The 14,725-nt window shown below is 61.4% G+C and carries 8 protein-coding genes and 1 pseudogene; 8 read left to right on the plus strand and 1 reads right to left on the minus strand.

The window, feature by feature from the left end:
• Positions 1–644: 644 nt before the first annotated feature.
• The 3 genes and pseudogenes from nirB to ACIOVD_RS10405 all read left to right on the plus strand — a co-directional run.
• On the plus strand, positions 645–3,206 hold the full coding sequence (gene nirB / locus ACIOVD_RS10395) for a nitrite reductase large subunit NirB (protein WP_401127464.1): 2,562 nt from the start codon (positions 645–647) through the stop codon (positions 3,204–3,206).
• Complete coding sequence (nirD, locus tag ACIOVD_RS10400; protein WP_401127466.1) at positions 3,206–3,583, plus strand: nitrite reductase small subunit NirD; 378 nt, start codon at positions 3,206–3,208, stop codon at positions 3,581–3,583. Before nirB ends, nirD begins: the two co-directional genes overlap by 1 nt.
• Positions 3,580–3,726, plus strand: a pseudogene (locus ACIOVD_RS10405) (histidine kinase); the annotation flags it as partial. The gene nirD and the pseudogene ACIOVD_RS10405, both read left to right, overlap by 4 nt.
• A gap of 17 nt (positions 3,727–3,743) precedes the next feature.
• On the opposite strand, the gene ACIOVD_RS10410 reads toward ACIOVD_RS10405, so the two are convergent.
• Entirely contained in the window at positions 3,744–5,090 is a 1,347-nt protein-coding gene (locus tag ACIOVD_RS10410) for an OprD family porin (protein WP_401127468.1), read from the minus strand.
• 157 nt (positions 5,091–5,247) lie between these two features.
• Between ACIOVD_RS10410 and ACIOVD_RS10415 the strand changes: the two genes are divergently transcribed.
• The 5 genes from ACIOVD_RS10415 to tssM all read left to right on the plus strand — a co-directional run bounded on the left by ACIOVD_RS10415 (position 5,248) and on the right by tssM (position 14,578).
• Entirely contained in the window at positions 5,248–6,411 is a 1,164-nt protein-coding gene (locus tag ACIOVD_RS10415; RefSeq protein WP_401127470.1) for a DUF1624 domain-containing protein, read from the plus strand.
• Between the two features lie 217 nt (positions 6,412–6,628).
• Positions 6,629–8,101, plus strand: coding sequence for an oxidoreductase (locus ACIOVD_RS10420; RefSeq protein ID WP_401127472.1), 1,473 nt, complete (start codon positions 6,629–6,631; stop codon positions 8,099–8,101).
• A 480-nt stretch (positions 8,102–8,581) separates the two neighbouring features.
• Positions 8,582–9,598: a T6SS immunity protein Tli4 family protein gene (locus ACIOVD_RS10425; RefSeq protein ID WP_401127474.1), complete on the plus strand. Its 1,017-nt coding sequence runs from the start codon at positions 8,582–8,584 to the stop codon at positions 9,596–9,598.
• Positions 9,599–9,693: 95 nt separating this feature from the next.
• A complete protein-coding gene (locus ACIOVD_RS10430) occupies positions 9,694–10,836 on the plus strand; it encodes a T6SS immunity protein Tli4 family protein (protein WP_401127475.1) in 1,143 nt (380 codons plus the stop codon).
• Between the two features lie 118 nt (positions 10,837–10,954).
• Positions 10,955–14,578, plus strand: coding sequence for a type VI secretion system membrane subunit TssM (tssM, locus tag ACIOVD_RS10435; RefSeq protein ID WP_401127719.1), 3,624 nt, complete (start codon positions 10,955–10,957; stop codon positions 14,576–14,578).
• Positions 14,579–14,725: the final 147 nt, after the last annotated feature.

A 14,725-nucleotide genomic window follows, 5' to 3' on the forward strand; every position in this document is an offset into this window, starting at 1 on the left:
GCGGCGGCCCACGGATTCAAGCCGGAGTGAGGGCACACCGAGCCCAAGCGAGGTGCCGAGTGGTGGGGCAAGAGCCTTTTGCTTACTTTTGGGCTGTTCAAAAGTGAGCCGCTGTAAAAGCGGAACCATAGGAGGCCGTTACCAAAGAAATGGATATGTACTCGGTCTAATCCAACCCCCCAGAGGTCGCCACGCAAGCAAGCTCCCTCGCCACAGACCGCTACAAAGTTGTGTAGATACCGATGCCCATCGCGGGCCAGCGGAGCGTCGCCCGGCGATGCACTGTTATAAAGCCCGCGCCACCCTCCGTGCACTAAGCCAAGTCACGCCGCAGGCTGGTCGAGCCAGTCCGGGCGCCGCCGTACATGGCCTGCAAGCGCCCTGAATCGCGGCTGTGCGGGGCTGACCGCGGTTCTGGCACAAAGGCTGCAATACATCTTGCAGGCCTGGCGCGCAGCAACACCGTCGTCCAGGCAGCCCCCTCGGTCAACGACGATCGATTGGCCGCACAGGTCGTGGGCAGCAGCGTTGAACCGGGCACAGCAGTCAGGTTTGCACAGCGCAAATGAACAGGCAAAGACGCCTGGAACCGTAAGGTTTCAGGCGTTTTTTTTTGCTTTTAGAACAGTGATCGGGTGCTACTTATGAACTCCAATGTTGCCGCGTTGAACACCTTGCAAACCCTGGTCGTGATCGGAAACGGCATGGTCGGCCATCATTGTGTCGAACAGTTGATCGAGCGCGGCGCCCTTGGGCGCTATCAGCTGCATGTCTTCAGCGAGGAACCGGTGCGGGCCTATGACCGGGTGCACCTGTCCGAATACTTCACGGGACGTGATGCCGAGTCACTGGCATTGTCCGACGCGGCGCTGTACCAGACGCCGGGGGTCACCTTGCACCTGGGAGTGCCGGTGCTGGAAATCGACCGTGCCCGGCGCCAGGTGATCACCGCCCAGGGCTGCGTCGCCTACGACACCCTGGTCCTGGCCACCGGATCCTATCCCTTTGTACCGGACATCGAAGGCGCCGAAGGCGACTCGCGGCTGGTCTATCGCACCCTCGAAGACCTCGACGCCATCCGCCGCGCTGCCAGCAATGCACAGCGCGGTGTGGTGGTGGGCGGGGGACTGCTCGGCCTGGAGGCGGCCAATGCCCTGAAAAGCCTCGGCCTGGAAGCCCATGTGGTGGAATTTGCCCCGCGCCTGATGCCGGTGCAACTGGACGAGCTGGGTGGCCTGGCGCTGAAGTCGCAAATCGAACGGCTGGGTGTCGGCGTGCACTTGTCCCGCGCTACGCAATCGATCAGTGCCGGCGAGCAGTACCGCTATCGGATGAACTTTGCCAACGAAGAAAGCCTGGAAACCGACCTGATCGTGTTCTCCGCCGGGATCCGCGCCCAGGATGCCCTGGCTCGCCAATGCGCATTGAACATCGGCCCGCGTGGCGGGGTGGTGATCGACGACCAGTGCCTGAGCAGCGACCCGCATATCTACGCCATCGGCGAGTGTGCCTCGTGGAACGGCAGCCTGTTCGGCCTGGTCGCGCCGGGCTACCAGATGGCCCGCAGTGTCGCCGCGCAGTTGTGCGAGCAGGACGCTGAGCCCTTCATCGGCGCGGACATGTCGACCAAGCTCAAGCTGCTGGGGGTCGACGTCGGCTCCATCGGCGATGCCCATGCCCACACCCCGGGCGCGCGCAGTTACCAGTTCATCGACGAGGCCAGCGCCAGCTACCGCCGGCTGGTGGTCGACGCGTCCGGCAAGCAGGTGCTGGGGGCGGTGCTGGTGGGCGACAACAGCTACTACGACACCTTGCTGCAGTACGCCCAGAACGGCATTGCCCTGCCGGCCGAACCGGCCAGCCTGATCCTGCCATCCTCGACCGGCGCGCCCACCCTGGGCCCGGGCGCCTTGCCCGAGTCGGCCACGGTCTGTTCGTGCCATAACGTCAGCAAGGGCGCGATCTGTTCGGCCATCGATGGTGGCTGCAGCGATCTCGCCCAGCTCAAGACGCAAACCAAGGCCTGCACCGGCTGTGGCGGTTGCGCCGGCCTGCTCAAGCAGGTGTTCGAGCACGAGTTGATTGCCCGTGGTGTGAGTGTCGACAAGAGCCTGTGCGAACACTTCGCCTTTACCCGGCAGGAGCTCTACGCCCTGGTGCGGGTCGAAGGGCTGCACAGTTTCGAAGAACTGTTGGCCCGGCATGGTCGTGGGCACACCGGCTGCGATGTGTGCAAACCGGCCGTGGGCTCGATCCTTGCCTCATGCTGGAACCAGCCGATCATGGACGCCTCGCTGGTGCCGTTGCAGGACACCAACGACACCTTCATGGCCAACATGCAGAAAAACGGCACCTATTCGGTGGTGCCACGGATCGCCGGGGGCGAGATCAGCGCCGAGAAGCTGATCGTGATCGGCCAGGTGGCGAAGAAGTACCAGCTGTACACCAAGATCACCGGTGGCCAGCGCATCGACCTGTTCGGCGCCCAGTTGCACCAGTTGCCGCAGATCTGGGGCGAGCTGATCGAAGCCGGTTTTGAAACCGGGCATGCCTATGGCAAGTCGACCCGCACGGTGAAGTCCTGCGTCGGCAGCACCTGGTGCCGCTACGGGGTGCAGGACAGCGTGGCCATGGCCTTGCTGATCGAGGACCGCTACAAGGGCCTGCGCGCACCGCACAAACTCAAGTTCGCGGTCTCCGGCTGCACCCGTGAGTGCGCCGAGGCCCAGAGCAAGGACGTCGGTGTGATTGCCACCGAGAAGGGCTGGAACCTGTACCTGTGCGGCAACGGCGGCATGCGTCCGCGGCACGCCGAGCTGTTTGCCACCGATCTGGATGACGCGACCCTGATCCGCTACATCGACCGTTTCCTGATGTTCTACATCCGCACCGCCGACAAATTGCAGCGCACCTCGGTCTGGCGCGAGAGCCTGGAGGGCGGGCTGGATTACCTCAAGCAGGTGGTCATCGACGACAGCCTGGGGCTGGGCGAGGAGCTGGAGTCGCAGATGCAACTGGTGGTCAACCGTTATGAGTGCGAGTGGGCCAATGCCCTCAAGGACCCGGACAAACTCAAGCGCTTCCGTACCTTCGTCAACGACGAGCGTCCCGACCCGAGCATTCATTTTGTCGAGGAGCGTGGGCAACGCCGGCCCATCATGGCCGCCGAACTCAACCTTATCCCTGTCACCGAGGAGCTTGCCTGATGAGCCTGTCCAATTCCCCGCGCGCCGCCGCCCGTTCACCCCTCTGGCAATCGGTGTGCAGCCAGCACGATCTGGTCGACAACTCGGGGGTGGTGGTGTGGCTCGACGGCGCACAAGTGGCGCTGTTCTACCTGCCGCAGGCCGAGGGCAAGACGCTGTATGCCATCGACAACCACGATCCGCAATCGGGCGCCTACGTCATCGGTCGCGGGCTGGTGGGCAGCCTCAAGGGCGAGCTGGTGGTGGCGTCGCCCCTGTACAAGCAGCACTTTCGACTCGAGGACGGGTATTGCCTGGAGTATCCGCAACAGCGCCTGCGAGTCTGGCCGGTGCGACTTGAAGGTGGGCAGGTGCAAGTGGACGTGGGCAACGATTGACCGACAGCCACCTGCGTCACCTGCCGGTGCTGGAGGCGGGGCAATTGATCGGGCTGCTGTCGATTGGCGATCTGGTCAAGCAGGCCATCGTCGAACAGGCCGATCTGATCCGCCAGTTGGAGCATTACATTCGCGGGCACTGAGCCTGTGATTGGCTGACTCAGAAGCGTCCGTTCAGGGGGTACTCGACGGCCAGGCGAATCTGCTCGGTGTCGAGTTCTGCCTGGGCGGTGTTGCCGCGGTGCAGGTTGTGCCGCAGTGACAGGGCCAGGGCCTTGGCCGGGCCGCTTTGCACCACATAGCGGGCTTCCAGGTCGCGCTCCCAATGCTTGCCGCCCTCACCGTAGCCCAGGTAGGCATAGCCGCCTGCCGGGTCGACGTGGCGCCCATCAATGTTGCTGCCGCGCACATAGGCGGCGCTGAGCACCAGGCCGGGCCAGCCGAGCGCCTGCAAACCCAGGTCGTAACGGGCCTGCCAGGATTGCTCGTTGGGGGCGTTGAAGTCCGAGAGTTGCACGGCATTGGTGAGGTAGATCGCACCCCGGGTCACGTAGTCGAAGGGAGTATCGCCATCGACTTTCTGGTAGCCCAGGCTGAAGGTATGAGCACCGTTGCGGTAGCTGGAGAGCAGGCTCCAGGTAGTGTTGTCGATCTTGCCCGACCAGGCCTGTCCGGTGTCGAGGGTGCGATACAGGTTGAGGTTCAGCGTCAGCGTCTGGTCGAGCCCCAGGGCATGGCTGTAAGTGCTGCCCAGGTAATGCTGGCGCCAGCTGTCTTCGTAGTGTGCGCCGTACAGGCTGGTGGAAAGCCCTTCAATCCCGTCGTAGACCAGCCCGGCAAGGTCGAAATTGTTGCCTTGCCTGGCGTTGGAATAATTCACCACAAACCCCTGGTCGTGGCTGCTGGCGTTGCGGTCGGTGCTTTCGTTGAAGTGACCACCGAGCATTTTCCAGCCGGCGAACTCCTGGCTGTTGAGAAAGAACCCGGTGGAGGTTTCCGGCAGCAGGCGACTGTCGGATGAACTGAAGACCGGGGTCTTGACCCGTTGCTCACCGTAACTGAGGGTGGTCGAGGAGGTGCGCAGCTTGAGCGCCGCGCCGCCGCGGCCGAACTGGTCCTTGGGATGACCGTCGTTATCGAGCCCGAGCAAACGCGCCTTGCCGGCCCGACCGCCGCCACTGTCCAGCTGCCAGGCGGCATAGGCATGGGCATCGACGCCCACCCCGACCAGGCCCTGGGTAAACCCGGACTGCAGGCTGCCCATCAATCCGTATCCCCACTCCTGGGCATTGCCACTGCGTTCGTTGCGCGGCTTGTAGGCATTGCGTGCGGCGTTGTTGCGCGCGCCGTGCTGGTACTCGCGGTGGTCCAGGACGCTGCGGTTGAGCAGGCTCCAGCGACTGTCCTCGACCAGCCCGCGAGACTCTTCCTGGGCCGAGCCGGCCAGCAACGTGGTGGACTGCGCGGCTAGGGCGAAGGGCAGGGCGAGACGCTTGAATCTGATCATGTATGGGGTCCTTGCATACACCTTGGGCAGGCTGACAGTGCATGCCTGTGCAACGGGGTTTCGAACGGGTTGTGTAATGTAATACCATTACACAAAATATCAAGCCCAAAGGCCCAAGACAGGCCGTTTCCTCCACCCTCTGCGTTGCGAACCCCCCATGACAAATGCTGTTGTCCGACCCGCCGGCGCTGGCCGGTTGCTGTCCATCGATGCCCTGCGGGGCTTGGTGATTCTGTTCATGTTGCTCGACCATGTGCGCGAAACCTTTCTGCTGCACCGCCAGGTCAGCGACCCCATGGACATTGCCACGACCGAACCTGCGCTGTTCCTGAGCCGCACCCTGGCCCATCTGTGTGCGCCGATCTTTGTCCTGCTCACGGGCCTGTCTGCCTACCTGTATGGCGAAAAATACGCGGGCAAGGCAGATGTCTGCGGGTTCCTGTTCAAGCGCGGGTTGTTCCTGGTGCTGCTGGAAATCACCCTGGTGAACTTCGCCTGGACCTTCCAGATTCCGCCGACTGTGATCTACCTGCAGGTGATCTGGGCCATCGGCCTGAGCATGCTGGCCCTGTCGGCGCTGGTTTGGCTGCCACGCCCGTTGTTGCTGGGCTTGAGCCTGCTGATCATCGCCGGGCACAACCTGCTGGACGGCCTGCACTTTGCGCTGGAGTCGGCGCTGCATGTGCCGTGGGCGGTGCTGCATGACCGCGGCTGGATCGAGTTCAGCGAAGGCCTGCGCCTGCGTACCTCCTACCCGGTGCTGCCGTGGATCGGCGTGATCGGCCTGGGATATGCCATCGGCCCCTGGTTCGCCCAGGCCAGTGATGCCGCCTGGCGCCAACGTGCACTCTGGATCGGCGGTATCGCCGCGCTGGCGGGTTTTGTCGGGTTGCGCTTGCTCAACGGCTACGGCGACCAACCCTGGGTCCAGGGCGAGAGTACCCTGCAGACGCTGATGAGCTTTTTCAACATCACCAAGTACCCGCCGTCCCTGCTGTTCATCACCCTGACCCTGAGCTTCGGCCTGCTGCTGTTGCGCGGGTTCGAACGGCGCCAGGGCAGCCGCTGGATCCTGGTGTTGAGCGTGTTCGGCTCGGCACCGATGTTCTTTTACCTGTTGCACCTGTACGTCTTGAAGTTCGCCTACCTGTTGGCAGTGGCGTGTTTTGGCCTGAATAAGGGCAGCTACTACGGGTTTGATTCCGTGTGGGCGGTGTGGTTGGCGGCGGGGCTGTTGGCGTTGGCCCTGTACCTGCCGGTGCGCTGGTTCTCAAGGCTCAAGAGCAGTCGCCGGGATTTGGTTTGGCTCAAGTATTTTTAGTCGCACTTGCTGATTTTCTGCTGGGGGCCGTCCCGCAGCGTGCAAGTCTGCGGGCGGCTAGAGAAGCAAGTACCTGTCAACTCTGACAGTAGACACGTCCAATCAATTGGCGCTTTGATAATGGCACGCCGCCAAGACCACCCTGGACACGGCCAATCAACAGGCACGCCTGGCCGGGAAAAAGGTCCGTCCGCTAATTCAGAGCGGGCTGCTGAGTTTGGCCGTACTGGACCCAAAACTGGCCGCACAGACCATCACCCTGACCGTCTGGGTAGAAGCCAAGGCCAGCGAACTGCGGGAAACCCTGATGCGCGAGGGCAACCGTGGCCTGGACCAATTGGGCAAGAGCGCACACGCCGCACTCATTGACGTGGCCGTGGGTATCGGCACCCTCGACCCACAAGCACGCAAAGCACTCCAGGGCATCAAGGTCACGTCCCAACAAGCCGCCAAATGGGTGCGCGGTGGTTTTGCCGGTCTGCAAGGCGCGGTCGGCAACAGCGCCATGCTGCTGGCGGTGGGCGGGTTGTATCTGCTTGGCGATTCGCTGAAGAAGAACATCAAAGCGGCAGAAGAGGCGATTGGCGACAAATCACTGGAGGCCAGACTGGCTTTGTATGGCACTAGCCTGGGTCTTTTGGGCGGTGGGGTGGAGCTGGTGGGGATCGCACTGGAGGGCGGGGCCAAGCAGGTGCAGAAGGTTGGGGGGTTATCGCCTCAAGGGATGAGTACAGCGAAAGCGGCAGCGACTGCGGGGCAGATACTCGCGAGGACGGGGGCGACTATTGCTGCTGTGGTTGGTTTTTACGATGCAACTAGAGCAGGGGTGGCGACTAAGCGCTCTTGGAAGGGAGGAGACGAATCTGCTGCAGTTGTCTATTTTTTATCCACTGTCATTCTGGGTATCGGAGCCACCCTCAGTACTGTCGCTGCTGGAGCGGGATTAACAGCACTGTTGGGACCGCAGGGTATTGCGATACTGCTCGGCCTTATCGGATATGGCTTTTACAAATGGGCCGAAGGCGAAGAGTCCACCCCCCTTGAGCGCTGGGCAAGACGCTGCTATTTCGGCGTGGCCAATGAGCCCCTCAAGATCCATTGGGATACACCCGACCAAGCCCATATCGCCCTCGCCGAACTCAACGCTGCAACCTCGGGTATTGAGGCCGCAGTCAATTTCCGCGAGCGAATGGCCGGCATGAACTCGCCTCACTTTGGTGGCCCTTTGGGCAGCGTTGGGACCCGACTTGTCGAGCAGCTTCTGGACTACCGAATACTCTTGCCCCTCTACGACGAGAATCGTTCAGCCTATCGCTGGTCACTGACAGTTCATCGCCATGGCGATGGATCATCCGGGCATTACACCGGCGGAGAGGTTTTAGCCGAGGGGGACTTGAATCCACCAGACATCACGACTTCCGCCAGCGAACGCCGTGCCGCATCAGCCGCTCCGACTCTACCTAAAAAACCCGACTATCGAGCGGACACTACAACGCCCCAAACACGTACCAGAACCGCCAAATTGATGAATGGCCGCGCCATAAATGCGAAGGAAATCCGGGGAACGATTGTTCTGCTTCCTGATACCAGACGACACAACATTGAAGGGGCCACGTTGTCACTAACTTACTGGCCAGATCGCGATGTTTCGGATGGATACGCTGAAGTCATTTTGATGGACTTTTCCTGAACCAGATTAAATCCGCAATCTCACTTTTTAACGACGATTACTTCTGATCCACCACTCGTTAAACCCCGTCACTCGACTTAACGCTGTAACGCTTTTTAATCTTTTTCCCGGAGATGACCGATGCTATTCACAGAACCGCTACTCGACGAACCAGCCCCATGCTGGAAATACGATCTGCCAGGCCCCAACCAGACACCGAGCACGGAACCTTATCCACCGGCACTTTCAAATTCGCCAAATCATTCGGATGAATTTTATCTGGACTTACCACGCTCAGCCAAGTGCTTCGTTGCCTCGCAAGATCTGCTGATCGAGTTGCGCTGCGAACCACCTGACCCAGGGCTGGCGCCACGGTATGACGAGTCTAGCCCGGTGTTGTGATTGGAATGTCTTCCAATGCGGTTCCACTGCATGACCACAACATGGCTGGACAGCCATAGAGACAGGAACTGACAGACACTCATCCTTGCGCAGCCACCCGTGGGTACGGGCGCTGCGATCTACAAACGCTTTGACGAAGCGTTGCAGGAGCGTGCCTCTCGTATCGCGGGGGTCAAGAACTATGAACGGGATGATGCATCCATGTTGGTATCGGCAAAGGGTGAAACTCGGCAGAAAGTGCTGTTGCAGTACTACAAAAGTAAAACTCGACGCCCGACCTTCGTTCACGAATTCCACCTGCTGGTCGATGACGCCTACGTGATGCTCCGCGCCGAGTCCTACAACGGCAACATCGCGCCGGTTGTGGCGCGTTTGAAAAAGTTGTCCAGGGAAATATTCAAGGTCGCTCCGTCAAACGCTGGCGCGGGATTCGCCTTGGGGCCGATCGTAATTCGCAGCAATCACGATCAGGAGATCGCCACCTTCTACTTCGGACCACCTGCCTCGGACATCGCACTGGAGGTGTATGTCAACGCACTATCTCCAGGCGAAAGTGAACCTTTGTTGGTCCGGACGAAAGAAACCACGGGGATTTTCCTGGCCGACGATTACGACAAGTTAAGGGCTGGCGCCGCGAGTATTGCGAGTATGAGAGCCGAAGAGTTTTTGATCGGCTTCAGTGACGATACTCACCGCCAACTCTTATTCCTGGCAGAGAACTATCGTGAGAACCGTTCACTGAGTAGTCCCTTCTTGAGTTTTAGCTTGTCAGCGGGAGGTATTAAAAGTAGCCCCAAAGATCCTGAGGTCGAAGTCGATCTGGTCCGCTGGACCCTACCCGACTTCGCCAGTCGTGGTTACGAACTGCCGCTCTGGCAACAACCTGCCGCCCCCGACCCGGTCAACCCCTCACTGACCGACTACGAAGCCATGGCCGTCTGGGATGCCATCCTCAAATCGGTGCGCATCCGCTTCAACTCAGTCGCCGCCACGCCGGAACCTTACACCCACGTCCGCTTCCCCAGCGCCGAAGAAATTGCCGAAGGCAAGCGCGTGCTCGACGAACTCCTGGCCACCGGCCCGGATGGCCAGCCGTGGAAGCCCGAATCGTGGTAAGTGCCGACTCGCGGGTCTTGATCAGTCAGCCGCGAAATGCTCAAACCAGCCAAGAGGCCCCTATGCGCAGGTTAATGCGGTTTTGTGCGTGCCTGATGTTTGCATCACTCACCGGCTGTACCACCTTCAAGCAGCCCAGTGAACAGGAGAAACTCAACGTGAGCGAAATGACTAGCGATATGCGCACATGGGCGCTGGGCCGCGGCCTGATCGACCTGCCCGCGAACTGGACTGGAAGCGGCGATGTGAAACTGTACTACGGACTTGACGCCAATCATTCAACCGTTGAGGTGCAGGTGGTAGGTGAAGGGGTGACGCAGCAACGCTTTGACGAAGCCTTGCAGGAACGTGCCTCTCGTATCGCGGCGGTCAAGAACCCCAGACTGAATAATATATCCATGCTGGTATCGGCAAAGGGTGAGACCCGGCAAAGGATACTGCTGCAGTATTTCGCGAGCAACGAAGTCACGGATACCTTCGTTCACGAATTCCACCTGCTGGTCGATGACGCCTACGTGATGCTCCGCGCCGAGTCCTACAACGGCAACATCGCGCCGGTTGTGGCGCGTTTGAAAAAGTTGTCCAGGGAAATATTCAAGGTCGCTCCGTCAAACGCTGGCGCAGGATTCGCCTTGGCGTCGATCGTGATTCGAAGCAATCACGATCAGGAAATCGCCACCTTCCGTTTTCGGCCTCCCGTCTCGAACGTCGCATTGGAGGTGTACATCAATGCGTTATCGCCGAGCGAAACCAAAAGCATGAGCGCACGCGCCGAGGAAGGTGCGCAGATCTTCCTGGCGGACGATTACGAAAACCTGCGCACGAGGAACATTACTCTGGCAGGTATGCCGGCTGAAGAGTCCCTGATCGGCTTCAGTGACGACACCCACCGTCAGATACTGTTCGGTGGTGAAACCTACCGTGACAACCCGTCGTTAAGTCGGCCTTTCATGAGTTTTAGCTTGTCAGCTGGAGGCATTGAAAGTCGCCCCAGAGATCCTAACGCGGTAGTCGATCTGGTCCGCAGGGCCCTGCCCGAATTCGCCAACCGTGGCTACAAATTGCCGCTCTGGCAGCGCCCCGCGAGTAGAGACCCAGTCAACCCCTCACTGACCGACTACGAAGCCATTGCCGTCTGGGACGCGATCCTCAAGTCAGTGCGCATCCGTTTCAACTCAGTCGCCGTCACGCCCGATCCGTACACCCACGTCCGCGTCCCCCGTGCCCAAGCGTGGTAACCGGGGCGATGCGCAGCAGCCGTGGCCAGGACGTGGAGCTGTGGCCATCCGATCAAATCACATCAAGGAGTAACAGGAAGCTATGGGGATGGTCATGAATTACCTGAAGCGGTAGGGCCTGTTGGTGCTCCGCCAGTTCAATCAGGCGTTGCCGGTGCTGGTGGGGCTGGGGATGGTGTTTTTATTGCTCGGCATCTGGTGGTTGGGACCCCAGTGGACCTGGCGTGAGCAACGGCCTCTGGCTGAGTTGGCGATGCGGGTGTCGGCCAGTGTCGTGGTGGTGGTCATTCCGCTGCTGTTCTGGGCATGGGCGGTACGCGGCCGTTATCGGCGCTTGCAGGATGAGCGTCAGCATGAGGCCGCGGTGCAGAGCGATCCGTGCCTGCCCTACATCGAGGCCCAGGAGCGGGCGCTGGATCGTAGCCTGGACAATCTGTTGAGCAATATGGAGCGCCGGCGTTCGCTGTACCAGTTGCCGTGGTACCTGGTGCTCGGCGCCGAGAACGCCGGCAAGACCAGCCTGGTCACCCGTTCCAACCAGAGCTTTGCCCTGTCGCATGTCACCAGGAGCGGCGTCAGGGCTTATCCGGATGAGCAGTTGGCCTATCCGGTGGATTGGTGGATCGGTGACGAGGCGGTATTGATCGACCCTCCCGGAGAGTTTCTCAGCCAGCCGCAGCCGCCGACCAAGCAGGAGGTCGAAGACGCCGAAGCTGCCCAAGGCGACGTCAAGCCGGTGCCGCCGGCCGGCACTTACCCAAGGTTGTGGTTGCATCTGCTGGACTGGCTGACTCGCAACCGCAGTCGCCGGGCGCTGAACGGCGTGGTGCTGGTGGTGGATATGCAGGCGTTGCTGATGCAGCGTCCCGAGCAACGCAAGGCACATGCGAACGTCCTGCGGACACGGCTGTACGAACTGACCCGACAGTTGGGCACGCGTCTGCCGGTGTACGTGACCTTGAGTAAGTTCGATCTTCTGGAGGGCTTCGAGGAGTTCTTCGCGCGCCTGTCCCGGACCCGCTCTGAAGACCTGCTGGGCTTTACGTTCAGCCTCGATGCGGTGGAAGATTTCGATGCCTGGCTGGCGGAGTTGGCCCAGCGCTACGATGCGTTTGTCGAGCGATTGAACGCCCAGGTCTTCGACAGTCTGGGGCAGGCTCATACCCTGGAGGAGCGTTACCGACTGCTGGCCTTGCTCCGCCAATTGGCGGGGCTTCGGCCGGCGCTGCTGGGCTTTCTTGGCGAAATGCTCGGCAGCGACCGCTTCACCACCCCGGCCCTGGTGCGCGGCCTGTACTTCTCCTCGGTCTACCAGCAGGGGGCGCTGAGCAACGCCTTTGTCAAAGAAGCCGGGCACGCCTATCAGTTGGCGGCACCGGCGGCGAGCGTCAAGCCGGCGGGCGGTGCGCTGATCTACTTTGCCCAGCAACTGTTCCAGCAAGTGATCTACCCCGAGGCCGGCCTGGCCGGTGACAACATCAAGGTCGCTCGCAGCAAGCGCCGGCTATTGATCGCCGGGTTCGGCGTCGCCTCACTCGGCTGCCTGTTGGCGGTGGGGTTGTGGCAGTTCTACTTCACGGTCAACCGTGACAAGGCCGCCAGCGTCCTGGCCAAGAGCCAGGAATTCAGTACCCGGGACATCGATGCCAAGCTCGATACCACCGGCCGCAACCTGCTGGCGCCACTGGACCAGATCCGCGACGCGGTGTCGGTCTATGGCGACTACCGAGACGCCTGGCCGCTGCTGTCCGACATGGGCTTGTACCAGGGGCGGGCGATTGGGCCGATGGTGGACCAGGCCTATCTGCAACTGCTGTCCAAACGCTTTTTGCCGGCAATTGCCGGCGGTGCACTGGAAGCGATCAATGCCGCGCCTGCCGGGAGCAATCAGCAACTGGCGGCCTTGCGCGTCTACCGCATGCTCGAAGAACGGCAGAACCGCCGTCCGTTGATCATCCAGGAGTGGGTCGCCAGACAATGGCAGCGTGCCTATCCCGGTCAAGGCCAGTTGCAGGCCAACCTGATGCGCCACCTCGACTATGCCCTGAAATATGCCGACGCCGACTTGCCGCAGTACCGTGAGCGTATCGCCGAGGTGCAACAGCAGTTGCGCCGGTTACCCATGGCGGAGCGGGTCTACATGAGCTTGAAGCAGGACGCACTGGAGCGCCTGCACCATCCCCTGGACTTGCGCACCGAGGTTGGGCCAGCCTTCGACATCGTCTATCGGCCGCTGCTCGATACCGAGGATGGTGCGGGCAATGGCCTGCAACTGGCGCCGTTGCTCACCGCCAAGGGCTTCAAGGACTACTTCGAGCCGGGTGCGCAGAACATCATCGACCTGGCCATGATTGACCAGTGGGTGCTCGGCGAGCGCCAGCGCCTGGACTACTCGCAAGAAGACCGCAAGGTGCTGACGCAGCGCCTGCGCGCCTTGTACAGCGCCGATTACGTGGACAGCTGGCGGCGGGCGTTGAACCAGTTCGCGGTCACTGACTTCCAGGACCTGAGTCATGGCGTGGCGGTACTGGAGCAAGTCACCGGTCCGGCCGCGCCGTTGCGGCGCCTGCTGGAAACCCTGCGTGACAACACCGTGATCTATCCCGCGTTGCCGTTGGTGGACGGGCAGCCAGCCGTGACCCTGGAGCCGGTGTCGGAGGGGCAGCAACAGGCCGCCGGTATTCGCCGGGCTTTCGTCAGCCTGGCGGAGCTGATCACTCCCCAGGGCGAGCGGCCGTCCTACTATGACGAGGCCCTGCGTTCCGTCAGCGCGGTGTATGACTACGCCAAGACGGTCCACGATAATCCAGATCCCGGCAAGGCGGCCCTGAAAACCGTGCTCAGCCGCTTTGCCCTGGACGGTGCCGACCCGATCGCCAACTTGCAGCGCGTCGCGGTAGGCCTGCCTGAACCGTTGAACCAGCACGTCAGGAAACTCGCTGACCAGACTTCCCAAGTGCTGGTGATTGCCGCTCTGCGGGAGTTGGAGAAACGCTGGGACAGCGACATCTACAGCTTCTATCAAGAGCGCCTGGCCGGTCGCTACCCGTTCAAGGCCAATGGTGAAGATGCTTCGCTGGAAGACTTCGAAGCTTTCTTCGGTCCGCAAGGTCGGCTGCAACAGTTCCACGATCAGTACTTGAAAGTGTTCCTCAAGGACAATCTGGATGCCCTCTACTCGGACAGCCACGGCGGCTACCTGGTGCGGCGCGACGTGCTGGAGCAACTGCAGAAGGCCGAACGAATCCGCGATACCTTCTTCAACCATCGCGGCCATCTCGCGGTGCAACTGACCGTCGAACCCCTGGCCTTGAGTGCCACGCGCCTGAGCAGCCTGCTCAGCGTCGACGGCCAACTGATCCCCTACCAGCACGGCGCCCCCCAGCGCACTGGCCTGGTCTGGCCGAACAACCTGGGCAGCGCCAGCGCCAGCGGCAGCCAACTGACCCTCGTCCACAGCACCGGCAATACCGCCAGCCTGAGCTATCGCGGTCCCTGGTCGCTGTTTCGCCTGCTCAGTCGTGGGCACCTTAACGGACGCACCGACACCAGCGTGGACCTGACCTTCGCCGTTGCCGATGGGCTAATGCGCTATCGCATCGGGGCGCAGAAGGCCAACAACCCGATCACCCAGCGCAGCTTCGAAGGGTTCGCCTTGCCCAGGACGCTGCTCGAGGCACGACGGGCAAACAAACCTGCAGGCGCGAGCTTGCTCGCCAAGCCCGCAAAAACGCCGGGTTGATCCTGAATGCACGTGTCATCGTTGACGACCATCGCGGGCAAGCCGCAAGCGGGCACCCGCTCCCACAGTGATTTTGGCTGTTCACAGATTCTGTATACACCACATCAAACCTGTGGGAGCGGGCTCGCCCGCGATGGCGGTGTGTCA

This window comes from Pseudomonas sp. NPDC087626, assembly GCF_044743405.1.
Lineage (GTDB): Bacteria > Pseudomonadota > Gammaproteobacteria > Pseudomonadales > Pseudomonadaceae > Aquipseudomonas.